General features: G+C 45.1%; 23 protein-coding genes and 1 tRNA gene. 15 read left to right on the forward strand and 9 right to left on the reverse strand.

Annotated features, from left to right (window positions below; genetic code table 11):
- Positions 1 to 69 precede the first annotated feature (69 nt).
- The gene (locus FTT89_RS03515) at positions 70 to 1425 is read left to right on the forward strand and encodes an amino acid permease (RefSeq protein WP_034597873.1); all 1356 of its coding nucleotides are present in this window, start codon (positions 70 to 72) and stop codon (positions 1423 to 1425) included.
- 85 nt (positions 1426 to 1510) lie between these two features.
- Positions 1511 to 1586 (forward strand) — tRNA-Arg (locus FTT89_RS03520).
- A gap of 105 nt (positions 1587 to 1691) precedes the next feature.
- Here FTT89_RS03520 and FTT89_RS03525 read toward each other — a convergent pair.
- The gene (locus FTT89_RS03525; protein ID WP_005179671.1) at positions 1692 to 2468 is read right to left on the reverse strand and encodes an IclR family transcriptional regulator; all 777 of its coding nucleotides are present in this window, start codon (positions 2466 to 2468) and stop codon (positions 1692 to 1694) included.
- A 233-nt stretch (positions 2469 to 2701) separates the two neighbouring features.
- On the opposite strand from FTT89_RS03525, the gene fahA reads away from it, so the two are divergent.
- The 7 genes from fahA to FTT89_RS03560 all read left to right on the forward strand — a co-directional run bounded on the left by fahA (position 2702) and on the right by FTT89_RS03560 (position 10024).
- Positions 2702 to 4012, forward strand: a complete 1311-nt coding sequence (gene fahA, locus FTT89_RS03530) for a fumarylacetoacetase (RefSeq protein WP_180172681.1) — start codon at positions 2702 to 2704, stop codon at positions 4010 to 4012.
- On the forward strand, positions 3999 to 4637 hold the full coding sequence (gene maiA / locus FTT89_RS03535) for a maleylacetoacetate isomerase (protein ID WP_104472661.1): 639 nt from the start codon (positions 3999 to 4001) through the stop codon (positions 4635 to 4637). The genes fahA and maiA overlap by 14 nt, the downstream gene beginning before the upstream one ends.
- Before the next feature lie 25 nt (positions 4638 to 4662).
- Positions 4663 to 5238, forward strand: coding sequence for a VOC family protein (locus tag FTT89_RS03540; RefSeq protein ID WP_180172682.1), 576 nt, complete (start codon positions 4663 to 4665; stop codon positions 5236 to 5238).
- A gap of 18 nt (positions 5239 to 5256) precedes the next feature.
- Complete coding sequence (locus FTT89_RS03545; RefSeq protein ID WP_180172683.1) at positions 5257 to 5958, forward strand: CoA transferase subunit A; 702 nt, start codon at positions 5257 to 5259, stop codon at positions 5956 to 5958.
- Between the two features lie 3 nt (positions 5959 to 5961).
- Entirely contained in the window at positions 5962 to 6609 is a 648-nt protein-coding gene (locus FTT89_RS03550) for a 3-oxoacid CoA-transferase subunit B (RefSeq protein ID WP_104470933.1), read from the forward strand.
- A 450-nt stretch (positions 6610 to 7059) separates the two neighbouring features.
- Positions 7060 to 8562: an outer membrane protein transport protein gene (locus FTT89_RS03555; protein ID WP_160242894.1), complete on the forward strand. Its 1503-nt coding sequence runs from the start codon at positions 7060 to 7062 to the stop codon at positions 8560 to 8562.
- 310 nt (positions 8563 to 8872) lie between these two features.
- Positions 8873 to 10024: an OmpP1/FadL family transporter gene (locus FTT89_RS03560; RefSeq protein ID WP_180172684.1), complete on the forward strand. Its 1152-nt coding sequence runs from the start codon at positions 8873 to 8875 to the stop codon at positions 10022 to 10024.
- 127 nt (positions 10025 to 10151) lie between these two features.
- Here FTT89_RS03560 and thrH read toward each other — a convergent pair whose 3' ends face one another.
- Positions 10152 to 10769, reverse strand: coding sequence for a bifunctional phosphoserine phosphatase/homoserine phosphotransferase ThrH (gene thrH, locus FTT89_RS03565; RefSeq protein ID WP_075168141.1), 618 nt, complete (start codon positions 10767 to 10769; stop codon positions 10152 to 10154).
- 202 nt (positions 10770 to 10971) lie between these two features.
- Here thrH and FTT89_RS03570 point away from each other — a divergent pair, with 202 nt between their 5' ends.
- Entirely contained in the window at positions 10972 to 11706 is a 735-nt protein-coding gene (locus FTT89_RS03570; protein ID WP_160241077.1) for a phosphoadenylyl-sulfate reductase, read from the forward strand.
- A gap of 163 nt (positions 11707 to 11869) precedes the next feature.
- A complete protein-coding gene (locus tag FTT89_RS03575) occupies positions 11870 to 13261 on the forward strand; it encodes a wax ester/triacylglycerol synthase family O-acyltransferase (RefSeq protein WP_005179696.1) in 1392 nt (463 codons plus the stop codon).
- A 108-nt stretch (positions 13262 to 13369) separates the two neighbouring features.
- Here the strand turns inward: FTT89_RS03575 and FTT89_RS03580 are convergent, their stop codons facing one another.
- The 6 genes from FTT89_RS03580 to FTT89_RS03605 form a co-directional block, all read right to left on the reverse strand.
- Entirely contained in the window at positions 13370 to 13543 is a 174-nt protein-coding gene (locus FTT89_RS03580; RefSeq protein WP_005179698.1) for a PA1571 family protein, read from the reverse strand.
- Positions 13544 to 13675: 132 nt separating this feature from the next.
- Positions 13676 to 15130 (reverse strand): ribonuclease G, encoded by a 1455-nt coding sequence (gene rng / locus FTT89_RS03585; protein ID WP_075168139.1) that lies wholly within the window; start codon positions 15128 to 15130, stop codon positions 13676 to 13678.
- Positions 15131 to 15170: 40 nt separating this feature from the next.
- Entirely contained in the window at positions 15171 to 15740 is a 570-nt protein-coding gene (locus tag FTT89_RS03590; protein ID WP_180172685.1) for a Maf family nucleotide pyrophosphatase, read from the reverse strand.
- Entirely contained in the window at positions 15725 to 16219 is a 495-nt protein-coding gene (gene mreD, locus FTT89_RS03595) for a rod shape-determining protein MreD (RefSeq protein ID WP_045796272.1), read from the reverse strand. Before mreD ends, FTT89_RS03590 begins: the two co-directional genes overlap by 16 nt.
- Entirely contained in the window at positions 16206 to 17063 is an 858-nt protein-coding gene (gene mreC / locus FTT89_RS03600; RefSeq protein WP_005179707.1) for a rod shape-determining protein MreC, read from the reverse strand. The genes mreD and mreC overlap by 14 nt, the downstream gene beginning before the upstream one ends.
- A 16-nt stretch (positions 17064 to 17079) precedes the next feature.
- Complete coding sequence (locus tag FTT89_RS03605; RefSeq protein ID WP_005179708.1) at positions 17080 to 18126, reverse strand: rod shape-determining protein; 1047 nt, start codon at positions 18124 to 18126, stop codon at positions 17080 to 17082.
- A 132-nt stretch (positions 18127 to 18258) separates the two neighbouring features.
- Here FTT89_RS03605 and gatC point away from each other — a divergent pair, with 132 nt between their 5' ends.
- From gatC to FTT89_RS03625, 4 genes are all read left to right on the forward strand, one after another.
- Positions 18259 to 18573 (forward strand): Asp-tRNA(Asn)/Glu-tRNA(Gln) amidotransferase subunit GatC, encoded by a 315-nt coding sequence (gene gatC, locus FTT89_RS03610; RefSeq protein WP_045796270.1) that lies wholly within the window; start codon positions 18259 to 18261, stop codon positions 18571 to 18573.
- 49 nt (positions 18574 to 18622) lie between these two features.
- Positions 18623 to 20101 carry an Asp-tRNA(Asn)/Glu-tRNA(Gln) amidotransferase subunit GatA gene (gatA, locus tag FTT89_RS03615; RefSeq protein ID WP_180172686.1) on the forward strand — a complete coding sequence of 493 codons (1479 nt, stop codon included), beginning with the start codon at positions 18623 to 18625 and terminating at the stop codon, positions 20099 to 20101.
- The gene (gene gatB / locus FTT89_RS03620; RefSeq protein ID WP_180172687.1) at positions 20101 to 21576 is read left to right on the forward strand and encodes an Asp-tRNA(Asn)/Glu-tRNA(Gln) amidotransferase subunit GatB; all 1476 of its coding nucleotides are present in this window, start codon (positions 20101 to 20103) and stop codon (positions 21574 to 21576) included. The genes gatA and gatB overlap by 1 nt, the downstream gene beginning before the upstream one ends.
- A gap of 61 nt (positions 21577 to 21637) precedes the next feature.
- Complete coding sequence (locus FTT89_RS03625) at positions 21638 to 22615, forward strand: hypothetical protein (protein WP_180172688.1); 978 nt, start codon at positions 21638 to 21640, stop codon at positions 22613 to 22615.
- Positions 22616 to 22904: 289 nt separating this feature from the next.
- Here the strand turns inward: FTT89_RS03625 and FTT89_RS03630 are convergent, their stop codons facing one another.
- Positions 22905 to 23405, reverse strand: a complete 501-nt coding sequence (locus FTT89_RS03630; protein WP_180172689.1) for a hypothetical protein — start codon at positions 23403 to 23405, stop codon at positions 22905 to 22907.
- Positions 23406 to 23485 lie beyond the last annotated feature (80 nt).

Here is a 23485-nt window from a genome sequence, read left to right on the forward strand (position 1 = left end):
TCTACTAGGCTAATTTGCAACTATCTATTACAATCGAGCCACTTATTATACATTGTCGGGCTGAACACTTTGAACAACGAGTCTTCTCAACTTCAGCGTGGCTTAAAGAACCGTCATATCCAACTCATCGCCATGGGCGGCGCGATTGGTACTGGCTTATTCTTAGGTTCCGCTCAAGTCATCCAATCCGCAGGTCCCTCTATTATTTTAGGCTATGCGATTGGGGGTTTGATTGCATTTTTAATTATGCGCCAACTGGGCGAAATGATTGTTCATGAACCGGTTGCAGGTTCTTTCAGCCATTTTGCTTATCGCTATTGGGGGAAATTCCCTGGCTTCCTGGCCGGCTGGAATTACTGGATTTTATATATTCTGGTCGCCATGACCGAACTCACCGCTGTCGCCAAATATATTAACTACTGGTGGCCGCATATTCCGGCCTGGTCCTCGGTCCTGTTTTTCTTTATTGTCATTACCCTGATCAACCTCGGCAATGTAAAATTTTATGGGGAATCAGAATTCTGGCTGGCAATTATTAAAGTGGCCGCAGTAGTATCGATGATCATTTTTGGTCTGTACCTCCTGTTGACCGCAGATGCCAACTCGACTGCTTCATTTAGCAACCTCTGGAGCCATGGCGGATTCTTCCCGCACGGCTTTGAAGGCTTATTCTTCATGCTGGCCTTCCTGATGTTTGCCTTTGGCGGGATCGAGCTAATTGGTATGGCAGCAGCAGAAGCGCAGGATCCGAAAAAGACCATTCCCAAAGCCATCAATCAGGTGGTGTTCCGTATCCTGATTTTCTATGTTGGTTCATTGACGATTTTACTGTCGTTAGTGCCATGGAATCAGCTGGAACTGGGCGGTCTGGATAAAAGCCCATTCGTGATGATCTTTAGCCAGTTAGGCATTGGCTGGGCGGCACATCTGCTGAACTTTATTATTTTAACGGCGGCGCTGTCGGTTTATAACAGTGGTATGTATGCCAATAGCCGGATGCTGTTCGGTCTGGCCCAACAAGGCAATGCGCCAAAAGTATTCCTGAAAGTGAACAAGCAAGGCGTGCCAATTCCTGCGGTGCTGTTCTCTGCCCTGCTGATTTTTGGCTGTGTGTTATTGAACTACTTTGTACCGGAAGATGCTTTAAGTCACCTGATTTATATTGTGGTCGGTGCCTTGGTACTGAACTGGGCCATGATTACCCTGACTCACCTGAAGTTTATTCAGGCCATGAAAAACTCAGGTCAAACCACCTCTTTCCCTGCACTGTGGTCACCTGTGGGTAACGTGATTGTGCTGCTGTTTATTGCCACTATCCTGTACATTATGTGGACCCAAGGCTTTAGCGAATCGGTGTATATGATTCCGGTCTGGATTGTGCTGATGTGGGGTCTGTTTAAATTGCTAAAACAAAAAAACAGCTAAGTTATTTTTACTGACAAAAGAAAAAGTTATTACTTCGGTAATAACTTTTTTTTCAGCTTTTTTTCAGCTAAATTAAGGGCGTTTTGTGCCCTTAGCTTAACTGGATAGAGCAGTTGCCTCCTAAGCGACCGGCGTGGGTTCGAGTCCCGCAGGGCACACCATCGTATCTATAAAAAAGGAAGGCGCATCTCCTTCCTTTTTTATCTTCAGCACTTCACCGAGATGAAGCAACTCGCGTAGCTGCCTTGGCGAATTCCCCCACCATTTTAAATCGGCTGTAACTGTGCGCTTAAACGTGCTGCCATCTCTCTTAAATACTGGATTTTTGGATGCTGCATATCCAGCGGCAAATCCGAAGCAGTGCCCAACACCGAAATCGCATATTCAATTTCATGGTGCTGATTTAATACCGGCACACAAATCGCATGAATTCCGGCCAGCAAATCGCCTGCGACCGTGGCCACACCTTCACTTAGAATCTGCTGTTTTAAAGTTAAAAATTCATCCCAGTTCTGCGGATAGACCACTTTCTGCTGTGCCTGATGCTGCTGCCATTCTTTTTCCAGCAAAGGTCGCACCAATGCTTCCGGCATAAACGCAGCATAAGCCCGGCCGGTGGCCGAATTCAGCATCGGCATGATCGAACCGACACGGGTAATTACCGAAACTGGCTGATTCGGCTCCAGCCACTGTACAATCAGTGGGCCTTGCGTCGTCCATTTGCTAATCTGCAATCCACAATCCAAATGCCGGTGCAGTTCATTAATCTGTGCCTGTGCCGCCTGCAGACTGTCACTGCGCTGGATACAGCTCAGACCAAAACGATAAGCCTGATCGCCCAGTGCATAACGACCATCTTCCAGCTGCTTGGCATAATTCATACGTACCAGACTGACCATATAACGGTGCACCTTGGCCGGATGCATAGCCAGTTTTTCAGATAAATCTTTGAGCATGACCGGATGACGATAGGTCATCAGCGCATCCAGCACGGTTAAACCCACCTCTAAAGATTGCACGCCCACCTGATTCTTTTCTGACATAAGAATTTTACTCTCCTGTAAACACCGAGCATTTTAGCGTGCTGTTCTGATTTATAAATGCATCTCTGCAGAATTCTTTTATTTACATTTTTACGATATTCGTAATTTAATTAACTATTGCGTAATTAATAAAAATGAGTATGATGAGATTTATGACAAAAATCAAGTGATCCAGATCACTCCCCAGATAGAAAACACTGGACCGTTTTCATCGAGATATGCAGGAACCCCATATGACTCAGCAAGCATTTGTAGACGTTGCAGCACATTCAGATTTCCCGATTCAGAACCTGCCGTATGGCGTATTTAGCGAAAGCCCAACGGGCCATCGCCGTATTGGTGTAGCCTTAGGTGAATGGGTGGTGGATTTGGCCATGCTGGAAGCGAACGGTTTTCTCAGCATTCAGGCCGGCGAAAGTTATTTTAATCAGCCGACCTTGAATAAATTTATTGAATCGGGTCAACACAACTGGCGCAAAATCCGTCAGGAATTACAAAGCCTGCTGTCTGCCGACAACCCGACATTACGTGACAATGACAGTTTACGTGCACAGGCTTTCTTCGCTCAGGCAGAAGTGTATATGCATCTGCCGGTGCATATTCCGGGCTATACCGATTTCTATTCATCTAAAGAACATGCCACCAATGTCGGCTGCATTTTCCGCGATCCGAAGAATGCCCTGCTACCAAACTGGTCAGAATTACCGGTCGGTTATAACGGCCGCGCCAGTTCTGTGGTGGTGAGTGGTACACCGGTGGTACGTCCATCCGGCCAGATCAAGTTACCGAATGCCGAACGTCCTATTTTCTCGGCCTGCCGTAAACTCGATTTTGAACTGGAAACCGGCTTTATTGTTGGCAAACCGAACAAACTGGGTGAACCCATCTCGATTGAAAATGCCTGGGAGCATATTTTTGGTATGGTGCTGTTCAATGACTGGTCAGCACGTGATATCCAGCAATGGGAATATGTGCCTTTAGGGCCGTTTAATGCCAAGACCTTTGCTTCATCCATTTCACCATGGATTGTGACCATGGAGGCGCTGGAACCGTTTAAAACCCGTACCCCGGTGCAAGAGCCACGTCCCCTGGTCTATTTACGTGAAGAACAGATCGATAACAGCTATGACATCCATTTGTCGGTTGAGCTCAAAGCCGCACAATCGGAACAGAGCGATGTGATCTGCCAGACCAACTTTAAATATATGTACTGGTCAATGGCACAGCAGCTGACCCATCACACCGTTTCAGGCTGTAATGTTCAGGTTGGCGATTTAATGGGTTCCGGCACCATTTCTGGTCCAACGCCGGATTCTTATGGCTCCTTGCTGGAACTGACCTGGAACACCAGCAAACCGTTAACCTTGGCCAACGGTCAACAACGCGGCTTCCTGGAAGATGGCGACACGCTAATCATGAAAGGCTACTGTGAAAAAGATGGCCTGCGCATTGGCTTTGGTGAAGTCAGCGGCACCGTCTTGCCTGCAGTGCAATTTAACTTTGCCACAGATGAAGCGCAGGATGCTGCCCATGAAACTGTATAGTTATTTTCGCAGTTCAGCTGCTTACCGGGTGCGGATTGCGCTGAACCTGAAGGGCTTAAAAGCTGAGATTATTCCGGTACATTTGCTAAACAATGGCGGCGAACAGCATCAGCCTGCCTATCGTCAAATCAACCCAAGCGGCCTGATTCCGGCCTGGGTGGAGGATGATTTTCAGCTGAGCCAGTCGCTGAGCATTCTGGAATATCTGCAAGAAAAATATCCGCAGCCAGCCCTGTTACCGGCCGATCTACAGCAACGCGCCAAAATCCGCGCCTTTTGCCAGAGCATTGCCTGCGATATTCATCCGATTAATAACCTGCGCGTGCTGCAATATTTAAGCGGAACGCTACAACTCAGCGATGAACAGAAAACGGCATGGTATCAGCATTGGGTGACTTTGGGCTTTCAGAGTCTGGAGGCACAATTGACCGATTCCAATGGCCGTTTCTGTTTTGGCGATCAGCCCACTTTTGCAGACTGCTGCCTGATTCCACAGGTCTATAACGCCCAGCGCTTTCATGTCGATTTAACCGACTTTCCAAAAATTGCCGCGATTTATAGCCATTGTTTCACTCTGCCTTCATTTCAACAGGCCGCACCCGAAGCACAGGCAGATGCCGCTTAAGATTCATCAATAAGGATATTGAACCATGACCATTCAAATTGAAAAAATTCACCACGTTGCCTATCGCTGTAAAGATGCCAAAGAAACCGTCGAGTGGTACAAAAAAAACCTGAATATGGACTTTATTCTGGCTTTTGCCGAAGACTATGTACCGTCGACCAAAGCCTTTGACCCATACATGCATTTATTCCTGGATGCCGGCAATGGCAATGTACTGGCCTTTTTTGAACTGCCGACCCAGCCAGAAATGGGCCGTGATGAAAACACCCCGAAATGGGTGCAGCATATTGCCCTGAAAGTCAAAGACCGCGCTGCACTGCTCGAAGCCAAAGCGCATCTGGAAGCCAATGGTGTCGAGGTTTTAGGCGTGACCAATCATGGCATTTTCCATTCAATTTACTTTTTTGATCCGAATGGCCATCGTCTGGAACTGGCCTACGATGATGAAGCTGCGCCAGAAAAAATCGCCCTGATTACCGAAGACATGAAGCATGAAATGCTGGAGCAATGGAGCAAAACCAAACGCGCGCCGCATCATACCCATTTCCTGCATGCCTCCGAGTTAGACCACAACGCTGGCAGTGCCAAAGTCGACAGCTAAACAAGCAGGTTAAAACAAATGAATAAAGTAGTAGCAACTGCTGAGCTGGCGTTGGCCGATGTGGTGGCCGATCAGCAAACGCTCGCAGTGGGTGGTTTTGGCCTCTGTGGCATTCCTGAAGCCTTAATTGAAGCGCTAAAAAATACCGGGGTGACGGGACTGACCTGTATTTCCAACAATGCTGGGATCGATGATTTTGGTTTGGGTAAATTGCTACAGACCAAACAGATTAAAAAGATGATCTCTTCCTATGTTGGTGAAAACAAGGAATTTGAGCGCCAGTATTTAAGCGGTGAACTGGAAGTGGAACTAACCCCTCAGGGCACACTGGCAGAAAAATTACGTGCTGGCGGCGCGGGGATTCCGGCATTTTATACACAAACCGGGGTCGGCACGCTGATTGCCGAAGGCAAAGAAGTTCGTGAATTTGAAGGAAAATCCTATATTCTGGAACACGCCTTAACTGCCGATGTTGCATTAATTAAAGCTTACAAGGCAGATAAAGCCGGAAATTTAATATTCCGCAAAACTTCCCGTAACTTTAATCCTGAATGTGCCATGGCCGGCAAATTTACCATTGCGGAAGTCGAGCAGATTGTGGAAATCGGCGAGCTGGACCCGGATGAGATCCATCTGCCTGGAATTTATATCAACCGCGTGGTACTAAACAGCACACCCGAAAAGCGGATTGAACAGATGACCTTAAAGGCGGAGGCTTAAACCATGGCATGGACGCGAAATGAAATGGCCCAGCGTGCTGCGCTTGAGCTGCAAGATGGCTTTTATGTTAATTTAGGGATTGGCCTGCCCACCCTGGTCGCCAACTATATTCCAGAACATATCAACGTCTGGCTACAGTCTGAAAATGGCCTGCTGGGCATTGGTGAGTTTCCGACTCAGGACACGGTTGATCCCGATCTAATTAATGCCGGGAAACAGACGGTAACCGCACAAGCGGGTGCATCATTTTTCTCGAGCGCAGAGTCCTTCGCTATGATTCGCGGTGGGCATGTCAACATTGCCATTTTAGGTGCCATGGAGGTGTCGGAACGTGGCGATTTGGCTAACTGGATGATTCCAGGTAAAAAAGTCAAAGGCATGGGCGGCGCCATGGATCTGGTGGTTGGGGTACAGAAAGTCGTGGTGCTCATGGAACACTGTGCCAAAGATGGCAGCCCAAAACTACTTTCCGAATGTAGTCTACCCCTGACCGGTCAAGGCGTCGTCAACCGGATTATTAGTGATCTCGGCGTGATTGATGTGACTGAACAGGGCTTAAAGCTCGTAGAACTGGCCAAAGATGTGACCCTTGCACAAATTCAGGCTGCTACAGGGGCAAAGCTGATCACAACGGGGCTAGATGCAGCTTAAATTCCACCGATCAGGAGCAGCCACATAGCTGCTTCTGTTTTTAACCCACTAATCACCTGATTTTTAAGAGCACGCCGGTTTCTAAAATTTTGAATTAAATCTCAAAAATTATAGTTTCAAATAAATAAGCCTCAAATTTTCAACCACCAAAATTGATCAAATTTCACTCAAATAGAATATGCAAAAAATATCTATTTTTATTATTTTCTTTTTATTTATCAAATATTAATAAGCAAGAAATAAAATAAATTTAGAGTTTAAGCTCTAAGCAGGCTGATTTTTATACGCAATAACCCATGTAGAGCATTTACTCTTATTTTAATTGTGCTATTTTTGTCACATGGAGTAACAAAGGATTTCAGTGATAAAACACTGATCTCTCCAGAGTCAACAAACAAACAAGCATCAGAAAATTTTGTTAAAACTTTGTGCATCAAGGGAAAATGAAGAATGAAATTAAAAACGCTTAGCGCAGCAATGATTTTGGCGACAGTACCAATGACGGGTGCTTTTGCCGCAGCTCTAGATCGTTCTGGCCAATCTATGGCTGCATTTTTACAACCAGGTAACTATTTTGAAGCAGGGATTTCTGTATTAGACCCAAAAGTTACTGGTAAAGAAGCTGGCACTAGTAACACTAGTCGCCACATCGGTGACATGGCAGATGATTATTATTTCCCAAGTGCTGCTTTAAAACTGCAACCAACTAAAAACTTCTCATTTGGTATTTTATACGATCAACCATATGGAGCAGATGCCGCATATAGCGGAAATAACATCTTTGTTTCCGATGAAACAAATACAATTCTGGATCCCGCTGCCCTCGCTGGAATTCGCCAAGAAACTATTGATACTGCCTTTAATAGTCTAACGCCAGAACAACGAGTTGGCGCAGCATTACAAGCTCAAGGAGTTGATTTAACAACGGCAGCTGGACAAGCTGAATACACCACCACTTTAACCGCATACAACACTATTGATGCAGTAAAAGAACAAATTGATGCAGGTGTTCTCGCTGGAGTAGAAGCTCAAGTTGATGCAGGATTGGCCAATGTCAATGGTTTACTGGGTGTAGGCAATACTCAAGTTGAAGTTGATACTCAAAATCTATCGTTTGTAATGGGTTATCAACCGACTGAGAACTGGAATATTTATGGTGGTGCTGTTTATCAAACTATTAAAGGTAATGTATCTTTACGTGGTCAGGCATACAGCCTATACAATGGCTATGATGCCTCCATTCCAGAAGACAGCGCTGTAGGTTGGTTAGCAGGTATTGCTTATCAAATTCCTGAAATTGCATTAAAAGCATCCCTAACGTATCGTTCAGAGATTGATCACAACGTTAATATTAATGAGAATATTCCTACCCTTCCTGCTTTAGCACTTTTAGATGGAGGTGCTGAAGCAGCAGCAGCTATTGCAGCGGCAAGTGGTGAAACTAAAATTACTACACCTCAATCTGTTAATCTAGATTTCCAAACAGGTATTATGGCCAATACTGTTGCCTTCGCAAATGTACGTTGGGTAGATTGGTCTAACTTCTCAATTCGCCCATATAAGTTCGGTTTAATTTCCGAAGCAGTTGGCCCTATCGTTGAACGTCCTAATGGCTTCAATCTAGTTGAGTATGAAGATGACCAAATTTCTGCAACTGTAGGTGTAGGTCGCAAACTAAGTGAGCAATGGGCGGGTAACGTTTCTGTAGGTTGGGATTCAGGTGCAGGTAACCCTGTATCAACACTTGGCCCAACAGAAGGTTATTGGAATGTCGGTTTAGGTGTTCAATATTCACCTGCACCAAACTACTTCATTGCTGGGGGCGTTAAATATTTCATGTTAGGTGATGCTAAAGCACAGACCGGTGCTCAAGCAGGCGGCAATGAGTATGTAGCAGAGTTCGAAGATAACGATGCTTGGGCGTATGGCCTCAAAATCGGTTACCGCTTCTAATTCCAATATTTTTCAAAAGAGCCACCCTTCGAGGTGGCTTTTTTTGCACTTAAAACTCCTCTTTTTTATACAAGTGTTAACTAAATGTTCAAATTTAAAACAATTAAACACATATTTACCCAAATACCACCCTAAAAAATTATTTAATAAAATTCATTTACTTAAGACCTAAAAATAGTACTTTCACTCTAATCAACTGCTATTTATAACTTATTCAGTTCATTTATTCTGCGAAGTTGAGCATTTACTCTTTTTTCAAATATGTTACTTTTCCTGCACTTTTTGTTACATAAAGCATCAGGGAACGACCATGAAGCTCAATAAAATCTATTCGGCTATTTTACTTAGCACTCTCCCACTTACACCTGCGCTTGCTGCTGGCTTAGACCGTTCTGGTCAATCTATTGCTGCATTTTTACAACCGGGTAATTATGCAGAAGCAGGTATTTCAGTTTTAGATCCCAAAGTTCAATCTAATCAATTGAAAGTTAACGATATGGCAGAAGATTATTATTTCCCTTCTGCTGCGCTTAAAGTACAAGCAACTGAACACATTTCTATAGGTCTTTTATATGACCAACCATTTGGCGCCGAATCTCTCTACCCTTCAAATAATCTAGTTTTTGGCGCGAATGGTGAAGCAACCCAAGTAGAAGTAGAAACACACAATCTTTCAGCTTTAATTGGTTACCAACCTACAGAAAACTGGAATTTCTACGCAGGTCCTGTTTATCAAACAGTTAAAGGTAATGTATCTTTACGCGGTACAGCCTACTCATTACTTTCTGGCTACAACATTGACCTGAAAGAAGACGATGCATTTGGTTGGTTAGCTGGTGCAGCTTACCAAATCCCTGAAATTGCTCTAAAAGCAGCGATCACGTATCGCTCTGAAATTAAACATGAATTAGATACTACAGAAACTTCAAATGTTTATATTCCATCATACGGTATTGATCTACGTTCTATGACAAGCCAAACAGAAGTGGTTACACCACAATCTGTGAACCTTGATTTCCAAACAGGTATTGCAAAAGATACTTTAGCTTTTGCTAATCTACGTTGGGTACATTGGGATCAGTTTGCCGTAAGCCCAGCAGCTTTAGCAAGTGCTAGTAAACTCGCTAAAGGTAAAGCTCAAAATTTAATTGACTATTTAGATGATCAAATTTCTGCAACCGTTGGTGTAGGTCATAAATTTACTAGCAAATGGTCTGGTTCTGCATCTGTAGGTTGGGATTCTGGTGCAGGTAACCCTGTAACTACTTTAGGCCCTGTTGAAGGCTTCTGGAGCGTAGGTTTAGGTGGTCAATATAGCCCTGCGGAAAATTATTTTATTCAAGCTGGCGTAAAATACTTCTGGTTGGGTGATGCCACTGCACGTACGGGTACAACAGACGTTGGTGAATTTGAAGACAACTATGCTTTGGGTTATGGTCTAAAAATCGGCTACCGCTTCTAAAACACTCTCTTGATGCAAAGCTTGTTTGGGGGCGCCTTCGGGCGCCCTTTTTTATTGTTTTAATGAATGAAAATCTCAATAAAAAAGCCGCATAATTTGCGGCTTTCCTTAGTTCAGCGGGTATCCATTAAGCTGGAATATCACGCACAGAAGCTTTACGGATCGCTTCTTTTAGCGCTTCATAGCCATGAATGGCCGGGAACTGTGGAAATTCTGCAATCACATTTTCAGGTGCATCAAACAGGAAACCGGCATCGGCTTCGCCAAGCATGGTGGTGTCATTATAAGAATCGCCTGCGGCAATCACACGGAAATTCAAACCATGTAATGCTTTTACGGCCTGACGCTTCTGGTCAGGTTGACGCAGCTTGTACGCGGTGATCATGCCATTTTCATCAGTTTCCAGTTTATGGCAGAAAATGGTTGGCCAGCCCAGTTGCTTCATTAACGGATGAGCAAATTCATAGAATGTATCAGATAGAATAATTAGCTGGAAATGGGTACGTAGCCATTCCACAAATTCTTTGGCACCCGGAAATGGGCCCATATCGGCAATCACTTCCTGAATATCATTTAAACCCAAACCATGCTGTTTTAAGATATTCAAACGCTGTGTCATTAATACATCATAGTCAGGAATATCACGGGTTGTCGCTTCTAGCTCTTTAATCCCAGTTTTTTTTGCAAAGTTAATCCAAATTTCTGGAACCAACACACCTTCAAGATCAAGACATACAACTTCCATGAATGCTCCCCATATCTGTCATTGAAAAAAATTTGCTCTATCATAGACCAAGATCGTGCTTTTGACTTGTTCTTTTTTAAATCTATTTTTTTCATAAGCATTGATTTTTTAGTGATAAGTCGGTTTTGGCATTTCTATTAAAATACAGCCGAAATAAATTAATATAGGTTTTGTCATCTCCAAGCCTATAGCCAGGAATATTATGACTACCATTCCCACTATTGATCTCGTTGACGCGCTTGCCGCCGAATATGCAGATAAATCTCCAAGTGAAATTCTAAAACTGGCGCTCAGCCAGCCAGGTGAAATTGCGATTTCCTTTTCAGGCGCTGAAGATGTGGTGCTGATTGATATGGCGGCCAATTTAGGTCTGCCTTTTCGTGTCTTTAGCCTGGATACCGGCCGTTTGCATGGCGAAACCTATCAATTTATTGAAACCGTTCGCAAGCACTATAATATTCCAATTGAAATCTGTTTCCCCGAAACTGAAGCGATTCAGCAACTGGTTAATGAAAAAGGCCTGTTCAGTTTCTACGCCAATGGTCATCAGGAATGCTGCGGCATCCGTAAAGTTCAGCCGCTGCGTAAAAAGCTGGCCACGCTAGATGGCTGGATTACCGGTCAGCGTAAAGACCAGAGTCCGGGCACGCGCAATGAAATTCCAGTGGTTCAGGCTGACCCGGGTTTTTCTGGTCCTGGCAAACAGCTCATCAAGTACAATCCGCTGGCCAACTGGTCCAGCAGTGATGTCTGGAATTACATCCGTTTAATGGAAATTCCATATAATCCATTACATGAAAAAGGTTTTATTTCGATTGGCTGTGAACCGTGTACCCGTGCGGTGTTACCAAACCAGCATGAACGCGAAGGCCGCTGGTGGTGGGAAGATGCAACCCATAAAGAATGTGGACTTCACGCCGGAAATCTGAAAAAATAAATGCGCTAGACCACTGCCCAGCAGTGGTTTATTTTTTTACGCAACAGAATAAACAAAGTTCCGCGTTTATATGATAAACACTATATACTAAGTCAGTTCACCTATAATTCTAAAAAGCCGTTCCAATGAGGGTCGGTCATATTGCAGTGAGGCAATTAACGCTATGCGTCCATTACATCCGATTGATTTTATCTTTCTGTCTTTAGAAAAACGCCAGCAACCAATGCATGTTGGGGGGTTATTCCTATTTCAGATTCCAGAGAACGCACCTGAAACCTTTATTCAAGATCTGGTCGAAGACATCCGTAATTCTCAATCGATGCCGATTCCACCATTTAACAATAAATTAAATGGACTATTCTGGGATGAAGATCCTGAATTTGATCTGGACCACCATTTCCGTCATATCGCCCTGCCTCATCCGGGACGAATCCGTGAATTACTGACCTATATTTCTCAAGAACACAGCGCACTGATTGACCGCGCCAAACCGCTGTGGACCTGTCATATTATTGAAGGCATTGAAGGCAACCGCTTTGCCATGTACTTCAAAATCCATCATGCCATGGTCGATGGCATTGCCGGCATGCGCTTACTGGAAAAATCGCTCTCACACGATCCGGATGCCAAAAGTATTGTACCGCCTTGGTGTGTAGAAGGCCGCCGCGCCAAACGCCTGAAAGAGCCAAAAGCCAGCCGCTTTAAAAATATTGCAGCAGGCCTGAAAAGCCAGCTGGAAGCCACACCGCGAGTCATGTACGAGTTATCACAAACCGTAATGAAAGATATGGGCCGTAATCCGGATTATGTATCCAGCTTCCAGGCGCCAAGTTCAATTCTGAATCAGCGCGTCAGTTCTTCACGCCGCTTTGCTGCACAGTCCTATGAGTTTGCCCGTCTGCATAAAATTGCCAAGGCCCTAGGCGTGACGATTAATGACATTGTGCTGGCCATCTGTTCAGGTGCCTTACGTGAATATTTACTCAGCCAGAATGCCCTGCCAAGAAAACCACTAATTGCCATGGTGCCCGCCTCAGTCCGTAGCGATGATTCCGATGTATCCAACCGGATTACCATGATTCTGGCCAATCTGGCGACGCACAAGGACAATCCGCTGGAACGTCTCAGCATTATTCGCCGCAGCGTGCTGAATGCCAAAGAGCGCTTTAAACGCATGAATGCCAACCAGATTCTCAACTATAGCGCCTTTGTTTATAGCGCCGCCGGCCTAAATATTGTGTCTGGTTTAATGCCAAAACGTCAGGCCTTTAACCTGGTCATTTCCAATGTACCAGGACCGCGTGAAGCGCTGTACTGGAATGGTGCCAAACTCGAAGCACTGTATCCGGCTTCAATTGTGCTGGATGGTCAAGCGCTGAATATCACCATGACCAGTTATCAGGACAAGCTGGAAGTTGGTTTAACGGCCTGCCGCAATGCCCTGCCAAAAATGCAGAACCTGTTACAGCATCTGGAAGATGAAATTCAGCGTTTTGAACGGATTATTGAAACAGTAGATGTAACCTTGGACGAGGTGGAACAAAAAGTCAGTTAAAAGACTCGGCCCAGGCCGGAAGAACATCGAGATTCAGACGAAAAGTATGAATCTCTTTTTTAAATTGTAATGATAAGAGAAAAAATTAAGGGGCTTTCAAAAGGCCCCTTAACTTTTAATGGTTCGACATTGTTTTAATAATTGCTGACAGACGGTGCGAATCATGGCGGTGGTAATTTGTACTTCTTTACCTTGCTCATCTACGATATACGCCGCACTGTGTACAGTTTTTGGTTCTAAAACTTTAAGACTTTTATTAATCACGACTTCGCTCATACCCATGATAGACCTCATTTTGCTGAAACCGTAAGGGAGATTACGGCTTTGGCTTTGGTGTATGCTTAGTATTGTGAATCTACCTAAAAAAGTAAAATTTCAGATGTAACAACTGTTTAGCGATATCCTGTTACAATTTCAGCTTAAAATGATATCGTATTGCTCTTGCGTGTATAAATTTTCAACCTGGAATTTTATGACACGATTCACGAAATGCTCCAGATCCGCGACGGCTGGTGCTTCTGCGGTTAACAGCCGGTCAATCACCGATGGATGGGCAACGACAGTAAAGCCACGCTGAGATTCGAAGGCACGTGCATAGCGCATAATTTCTCGAAAAATCTCGTAACACACTGACTCGGCTGTTTTCACATAACCGCGGCCCTGACAGGTTGGACAAGACTCACACAGCAAATGTTCCAGAGATTCACGGGTACGCTTACGGGTCATTTCCACCAGACCCAGTTCAGACACCTGGGTAATTTTGGTTTTAGCATGATCGCGTTCCAGCATTTTCTCGAACTGGCCCATCACTTCTTCACGATGCTGTGCTTCCTGCATGTCAATAAAATCAATGATGATAATCCCGCCCAGATTACGCAGTCGCAACTGACGTGCAATCACCTGTGTGGCTTCCATATTGGTTTTAAAGACCGTGTCTTCCAGACTACGCCCGCCGACATAAGAACCGGTATTGATATCAATGGTGGTCATGGCTTCGGTCTGATCAATCATCAGATAGCCACCCGATTTCAGCGCCACGCGGGTTTGAAGCGCCTTCTGGATATCTTCTTCGACATTGTATAAATCGAACAGCGGCCGTTCGCCCGGATAATGCAACAAGCGGTTTTGCATATTCGGCACAAACTCATCGACAAAGTCTTTCAGCTTGGCATAGATTTCACGTGAATCGACATAGATTTTGGCAGTTTCTTCATTGGCCAGATCACGAATCACGCGCTGCGGCAAAGGCAGCTCTTCAAAAATTAAAGACGGCACCGCAATAATTTTCTGTTTACGCTGAATATGCTCCCACAGCTTGGCCAGATAGGCCATATCCTGGGCAATGGCGGCCTCTTCCACCCCTTCTGCGGCGGTACGGACAATCACCGAGCCCGGCAGTTTATGCTGTTTCTGAATCCGTTCAATCATCGAGCGTAAACGGTCACGCTCTTCATCCGATTCAATCCGCTGTGATACGCCAATATGACTGCCAAATGGCATCAAGACCAGATAACGCGAAGGAATTGACAGATCGGTCGACAGGCGCGCACCTTTGGTACCGAGCATGTCTTTCATGACCTGCACGGTAAGGATTTGCCCCGGCTGTAACAGCTCGAAGACATTTGGCGTTGGCTGGCTACGCGGCCAGACCATGTCATTGATATGTAAAAAAGCGGTACGTGACAGCCCAATATCGACGAAAGCGGCCTGCATGCCTGGCAGCACCCGTACCACTTTGCCTTTATAAATATTTCCTACTAAACCACGTTTGGCGGTACGTTCAACAAATAATTCATTGACCGTGCCGTTTTGAATTAACGCGACACGACATTCCATAGGCGTGACGTTAATCAACAACTCGTCAGACATAATACAACTCAAAGCCTTATAAAAATTCTTGTAGCAGCAGTTAATTTAGTGCCTTAACTGTCTGTAATAACTGTACGGTTTCATGCAGCGGCAATCCCACCACGTTGCTATAACTGCCTTCAATACGCGGGATATAACGTGCTGCAATGCCCTGTATGGCATAGGCTCCCGCCTTGCCCAGCGGCTCTCCACTGGCCCAATAACACTCCATGTCAGCTTGGCTCAGCGCTTGAAATTCAACCTGGGTACGTACCACTATACTGTATTTTTCTGCTTTTGTGCGTACGCAAACACCTGAAAATACATCATGTTTTCGACCAGAAATCTGCTGCCACATGGCAAAGGCATGCGCCTTGGATTCTGGTTTTCCTAAAATCTGCCCATCAACGCCCAAACTGGTATCGGCAGCAATCACAATCGCCTCTGGAAAACGTGCTAACACAGCATCGGCTTTGGCACAGGCCAGCCGCTCAACATACTGCTCGACTGGCTCATCTGGCAAGATAGACTCGTCGATGTCCGGGCTGTAAATCTCAAATTGCAGCCCCAACTGTGCAAGCAGCTCACGGCGTCGAGGTGAGCTGGAGGCCAGAATTATACGCTGCGCCATTTTCGTAGCAGATAATACAGCACCGGCCAGACCAGAATGCTGGACAGCACCGGTTGCCAGTGACGGGCAAATGGAAATTCAATACCAGCCATAACCTGTAACAGCCAGATCAGCGCCAGATGGACCACAATGGCAATACTGGCAATCACCCATAAATTGGCAAAAGTCATCACCCGCCGTTCACGGGTCAAGAATCGCGCCACGAAAGTAATTAATACAAAACTTAAGGCATTCATGCCCAGCGGGGCATCCAGCAGCAAGTCTGCAAACAGGCCGGTGCCAAAGGCAAACCAGACGCCGCACCAGGTCGGCTGGCTCATGACCCAGAACAGCATCACCATCATCATAAATACCGGACGCCAGCCCGATAAGCCATAAGACAAGGGATAAACCAGCAGCACCGAGGCAATAATGACCGAGAAGATAATCGGGAATAAAGGATCTTTAGGTTTACGCTGGCCCAGTTTAGCGATTGGCATGTGGCTGCTCCCGTGATAAGGATTCAGAGAATAACACCACCACATGATGTCCACCGGCCAGCTGTGCAGCAGGAATCACATCAATTTGCGCAAACTCGCCCGAGTTATGCCGGCTAACCTTGGAAATGGTTCCGACCAGATAACCTGCCGGGAAATGTTCACCAAGTCCGGAGCTATAGACTTTTTCACCGACTTTGATATTGGCACTGGTCGGCACATATTCCATTTTTAAACGACCTAAGTCACCCGTGCCCGAAACAATCGCGCGCATACCGGTATGTTCCAGACGTACCGACAGCGAATGTTCTTTATCGGACAGCAGCATCACCCGGCTACTGTGCGGATAGACATCAACAATCTGGCCCATAATACCGCGATCATCCAGCACGGTTTGCCCGACTTTGAGCTGACGGTTGGCACCGCGGTTAATCACAATAATATGCCGTAGCGGATCGGCATCGGTCCCAATCACTTCGGCAATTTCCATGCGTCCGTCAATGATCAATGGCGTATCGAGCAGGCCACGTAAACGGGTATTTTCGGCAGACAGTTCGGAGAGTTTTTGCAGGCGTACCTGTGCCTGAAGCAGCTCAGCCTGCATCGCGGTATTTTCACGACGCAGCTGGGCTTCAGATTTACTTTGTTGACTTAGCCATTCTCGCGACAACACCGGATAACTTGCCAGCGCATAAATCGGATTATATGCCGCGTACAAGAGATCCCTTGCCGGTTGAATTACATGCGGCATGCGCCAGTTAAAAAACAGCACCACCAGGCATGTAATGACCGCAATAATAAAGGAGCGAAAAGATGGCGGTTGTCTGGAAAACAGATGTGATTGCACCGCCGGGTCCTTTTGATTAGCCTACAAATAACATGTCATGGTTTGGATTATCAAAGAATTCCAGTACCTTGCCACCACCACGGGTGACACAGGTTAAAGGTTCTTCAGCCACAACCACTGGCAAGCCGGTTTCTTTGGCCAGCAGCTTGTCCAGATTACGCAGCAAGGCACCACCGCCGGTCAGGACAATACCGCGCTCGGCGATATCGGAAGACAATTCTGGTGGTGTTTGTTCCAGCGCCGATTTTACTGCCGACACAATATTTTGTAGCGGATCAGAAATCGCCTGAGTAATTTCATCAGAAGTCACGGTAATGGCACGTGGCACCCCTTCGGCCAGGTTACGGCCACGTACTTCAATTTCCAGAGGCTTCGCACCTTCTTCCGGAACTGCCATGCCCACTTCTTTCTTGATGGTTTCTGCTGTGGTTTCACCAATCACACAGCCATGCGCTTTACGGACATAGTTGATGATCTGCTCATCAAACACATCGCCCCCAATACGCAGTGAATCTGCATAGACACAACCTTGTAGCGAAATAATCGCAATTTCAGTTGTACCACCGCCCACATCGACCACCATCGAACCACACGCCTGCTCAACCGGCATACCGGCACCAATTGCTGCAGCCATCGGTTCTTCAATTAAACGGACATCACGCGCACCGGCATTAAACACTGCCTCACGAATGGCGCGACGTTCAACCAGCGTCGATTTGCATGGCACACACACCACCACGCGCGGTGCAGGCGGAAACAGGCGCTTTTCATGCACTTTACTGATGAACTGGTTCAGCATGGTTTCAGTCACTTCAAAGTCGGCAATGACGCCGTCTTTCATTGGACGAATGGCAGAAATATTGGCAGGTGTACGACCCAGCATCTGTTTAGCATCCAGACCGACTGCGGCAACGATTTTCTGTGAACCGCTGTGACGAATTGCCACAACCGTCGGTTCATTTAATATAATGCCTCGTCCTGGCGCATAAATAAGTGTATTTGCTGTACCTAAATCAATGGCTAGATCTGGTGAAAACAAGCCAATTAGTCGTTTTAGAATCACGGAGTCGTTCTCGATTAAACTTTATGTGGACGCAAGTTGGCAACTTTAACTAAATGTGATGCTTTGGACAAGTCAATCGCTTATTATAACGCACGATATTTTGAAAATTTTTAATACTGATTAGGTGATGTTATGTCTACATCGGATGCACAGCATTCTGCAGATTTAAATGCACAAACAGTTTCAGCAATCGCCAATCTTGCTCGGTTGTCGCTCAATGATACGCAATCTGCTGAATATGCTCAAAGTCTAAATAAAATTTTAGGCATGATGGAAACCTTAAAAGGCATCAATACCGATGGCGTTGAGCCACTGAAAAGCCCATTTGACCACCCTCAACCGCTACGTGAAGATGTGGTGTCTGAAGATAACCATCGTGAGGAATATCAGGCTGTTGCACCTGCCGTGCAGGACGGTTTGTATCTGGTACCACGCGTAATTGAATAATTTTTTCAGCGCTCATCTTTTTGTTGAATTCAGGTAAAGAATATTTCTCATGACAGATTTACATCGCTTATCCATTCGTGAACTGACTGAGGGTTTAGCCAATGCAAAATTCTCTGCTCGCGAATTGACCGAACATTATTTAAAACGCATCGAAAAAATTGATGCCCAGGTCAATGCCTATGTCACCGTAACTGCGGAACAGGCGCTGGCCCAAGCCGATGCTGCCGATGCGTTGCGTCAAGCTGGCGGCGCTGGTGTGCTGACCGGTGTGCCTATTGCGCATAAAGATATTTTCTGTACCCAAGGCATTAAAACCACCGCTGGTTCTAAAATGCTGGATAATTTTATTTCACCTTACGATGCTACGGTGGTTGCCAAAGGTAAAACTGCTGGCTTAGTCACTTTAGGTAAAGTGAACATGGACGAATTCGCAATGGGTTCGACCTCGGAAAGCTCATACTTTGGCGCAACCAAAAACCCGTGGGCACTGGATCGTGTACCGGGTGGTTCTTCAGGCGGTTCGGCTGCAGTGGTCGCGGCTGATCTGGCGCCATTTGCGACCGGTACCGATACCGGTGGTTCGATTCGTCAACCTGCCTCTTTCTGTGGCTTGACCGGTCTGAAACCGACTTATGGCCGTGTATCGCGTTTCGGTATGATTGCCTATGCATCATCACTGGATCAAGGCGGTCCAATGGCACGCTCTGCGGAAGACTGTGCATATCTGATGAACGTGATGGCGGGTCATGATACCAAAGACTCAACGTCGGTCGAGAAAGATGTCGATGACTACGTGGCAAATCTAAACGGTACATCGTTAAAAGGTTTACGTATTGGTATTCCAAAACAGTACTTTAATGTTGCCGGTCTGGCCGCAGATGTAAAAGCGCGCGTTGAAGAATCGCTAAAAAAATTAGAAGAGATGGGTGCCATTCTGGTTGAGGTTGATCTCAACATGACTGAAGCCTATGTACCAACCTATTACCTGATTGCGCCAGCGGAAGCATCTTCAAACCTGTCACGTTATGACGGCGTACGTTATGGCTATCGCTGTGAAGATCCAAAAGATATTCTGGACCTGTACAAACGCTCCCGTTCAGAAGGTTTTGGTGCCGAGGTACAGCGCCGTATCCTGATTGGTACCTATGCCCTGTCTGCCGGTTATTACGATGCCTACTATGTAAAAGCGCAGAAAGTTCGCCGCTTAATTCAGCAAGACTTCCTGAAAGCCTTTGAACAGGTCGATGTGATTGCTGCGCCATCTGCACCGACTACCGCCTATAAAGTAGGTGCTGACCTGACCCCGGTAGAAATGTATCTGGGTGATATTTACACCCTTGCGGTGAACCTGGCCGGTCTGCCTGCCATTAATGCCCCTGTTGGTTTTGACCAGAACAACCTGCCAGTTGGCTTACAGCTGATTGGTAATTACTGGTCAGAATCTCAATTGTTGTCTGTGGTGCACCAGTACCAACAAGCCACCAATTGGCATACACAACGTGCGGCAATTGCTGAGGAGAACGCATAATGGCGAAGAATAACGCGAAACCAAAATCTAACCTGATTGATGGCTGGGAAGTTGTCATTGGGATCGAGATTCACACCCAGCTTGCGACTAAATCTAAAATCTTCTCTGGTTCTTCTACCGAATTTGGTCAAGACCCAAATACGCAAGCCAGCCTTGTTGATTTAGCCATGCCAGGTGTACTGCCTGTACTGAACAAAGAAGTGGTTGATCTTGCGATTCGCTTTGGTCTGGGTATCGATGCGTATATCGACCAGGCTTCAGTATTTGCGCGTAAAAACTACTTCTATCCGGATTCTCCAAAAGGCTATCAGATCAGCCAGATGGATAACCCGATTGTGGGCTTGGGTCATATCGACATCCAGCTTGAAGATGGTACGACTAAGCGTATTGGCGTGACGCGTGCGCATCTTGAAGAAGATGCAGGTAAATCCATCCATGACCAGTTTGAAGGCATGTCAGGTATCGACTTGAACCGTGCTGGTACACCACTACTTGAAATCGTATCTGAACCCGATATGCGTTCTGTTGAAGAAGCTGTTGCCTACATCAAGGCGATTCACACGCTGGTACGCTGGTTAGGCATTTCTGACGGTAACATGGCCGAAGGTTCATTCCGTGCGGATTGTAACGTATCTTTACGTCGTCCGGGTCAACCATTCGGTACACGTTGTGAATTGAAAAACCTCAACTCATTCCGTTTCATTGAACAGGCGATTAATGTTGAAATTGAACGTCAAATGGAAATTCTGGAATGGGATGGTACCATCGACCAGGAAACCCGTTTGTTCGACCCTGTGAAGATGGAAACCCGTTCAATGCGTTCTAAAGAAGAAGCGAACGATTATCGCTACTTCCCAGACCCGGACTTATTGCCTGTAGTCATTCCTAACGAACAGATCGAAGCGATTAAAGCGACCATGCCTGAGCTGCCTGCTGCACGCCGTGCGCGTTTTGTAGCTGACTTTGGTGTAACTGAATACGATGCGCACGTGCTTACGCTGACGCGTGAAATGTCAGAGTTCTACGAAGATGTGGTGAAAGCTGCTGGTGGCGCTGCACAAGGTAAGATTGCGGCAAACTGGGTGATGGGTGAATTCTCAGGAGCGCTTAACAAAGCTGGCCTAGACCTTGCTGACTCTCCTGTTTCTGCTGAGAAACTGGGTGGCATGATTGCACGTATTGTTGATAACACTATTAGCGGTAAGATTGCGAAACAGGTGTTCGGCTTTATGTGGGAAGAAGGCAAAACTGCGGACGAGATTATTGCGGAAAAAGGCTTGAAACAGGAAACTGATACAGGCGCAATTGAAGCAATTATTAAGGAAGTGCTGGCTGCCAACGAGAAGATGGTTGAAGAGTATAAATCTGGTAAAGAGAAAGCTTTCAACGGTCTAGTTGGTCAAGTCATGAAAGCGTCTAAAGGTAAAGCAAACCCTGCTCAAGTCAATGAATTGATGAAAAAATTGATTGGTTGATTTATTCGCTAATCAATTGATTTTATGTTATAAAAACCTCGCTTAATGCGGGGTTTTTTCTATGAATGAAATACTTAATATACTCAAAAATAATTTAGATGATGCAAACGCTTTTAGTCATAAGCTTCAAGACCCAGCGATTACCAAACATTCCACACTTGATTCAGAATTAAAACAACTTATAGTTCAATTAGGATCACTAGAAACTAAAATTACAAATTACAGAAATGAATTAGATACTTTTACTAATTTAAAGAAAGTGTTATCAGATGTATTAGGAAATATAAAAATATTGTTTGATAACATTAAAGCTAGTAACTCAAATAACTTTTCTAACCTACACATGAAAACTCAAATTGATCACGTTACTACAGCATTAGATTTAATTGATAATTTTAGACATAACTATCATTTCGTAAATCAAGTTATTGAAGTTGCTATTAATCAAAAAATCGAAGTTGCAGAACAAAAGTTAAAAAAAATCGATCAGTTAACAAATAAATTACAAGGGGTTGCAACTGAAAAAGTTTATGAAGGTGCAAACACAAGATATGAAAAAAGGTATAAAAAATTAGAATTTCAGGGTTATTGCACAATAGGCTTAAGTATAATTAGCACTGTTATTTTTTTAATAATTTACAGCTTTCACAAAAACTTATTATCATCTTTGATTGCTTTAAAAGTAACAATTTTGCTAGTTGCGATATTTTTAATAACTTATTATTTTAAACAAGCTACACATTATAGAAAGTTAGCAGATATTGCAGAACAACGACATTTAGAATTAGAAGCAATCCCTAGTTTCTTATCTACAATTAGTGACCAAGCTCAAAATGAAGTAAGAAAAGAACTCGCTTTAAAATATTTTGGACAACCATTAGATGAAACACATTATTCATCCACGGAAAGTCTAATACAAGATCAAATCAAATCATCAACTGAAGTCCTAAAAATGACTACGAGTTTATTAAAGTCAGAAAGACTTAATCTCAATACAACTAATGATCATGAGTCAAATCCTAAGCCCAATTCATTATGACTATAAAAAAAGTATCCTCTATTACCAAACTTGAAGACTTAGGACGCATTCAACTGTCAAAGTCATTTTGTATGCGTGATTTCAGAATCCCTCTAAATCTCCCTTTAAAAAAGGGAGACTTTGTCATGTGATTAATTGGATACGCGGTGTTCCCTCTCCTTTAAAAAGGAGAGGGTTAGGGAGAGGATTATTAAAAGCTTCCCTCTCCTGAGCAAGTTTTAACACACTAGTGAGGGTTAGGGAGAGGTAAATTTTAAAACGAAGTATAAGCGAGAAGACAAAACCCGCATCACTGCCCCCGAATCACCCCCAACTTATTCCACACATCTGGCGTCAAAAAGGTCATCATCAACTTGTTTAAATCCAGATAACGCAGTACACCATTCAACTGACTTTTAATTTCAGGCGTCTTTAAAAGTTCTTCCCCGGTAATTTGTCCCAGTTCCTGAAAACTACTACCGACCGCTTGGATGCCTTCAGACTGAATCACTGCTTTGGCCTGCGCGGAACATTGCTCTACCAGTATCCGCTGCAAAACGGTTGCCAGCTTTTGATCTAAAGCCTGTTTTTGTTCTGGCGTCACCTGACTCAAATGTTTTAAATCCGGATGTGCAGATAGCGCTACAAAGGTCCACTGTAATACCGCAGTTTTATCGGTTGCCGTGGTCGACTTCACCAGACAGTCACTCAGCTGATCAACGGCCGGACCAGCCGTACTCACTTGTGAGCAACCCAAGAGCGCAAACGCCAGGCCCCATCCTCGTAGCTGCTTTAGACTCAACTGCATCATGCTATACCTCACTAATATCGGCTCATACCAGAAATAGCCTATTTGTAGCATGCAAGCAGCAATCTCACCTGTTATGACTG

It is taken from the genome of Acinetobacter sp. YH01025 (assembly GCF_013420185.1).
Lineage (GTDB): Bacteria > Pseudomonadota > Gammaproteobacteria > Pseudomonadales > Moraxellaceae > Acinetobacter > Acinetobacter indicus.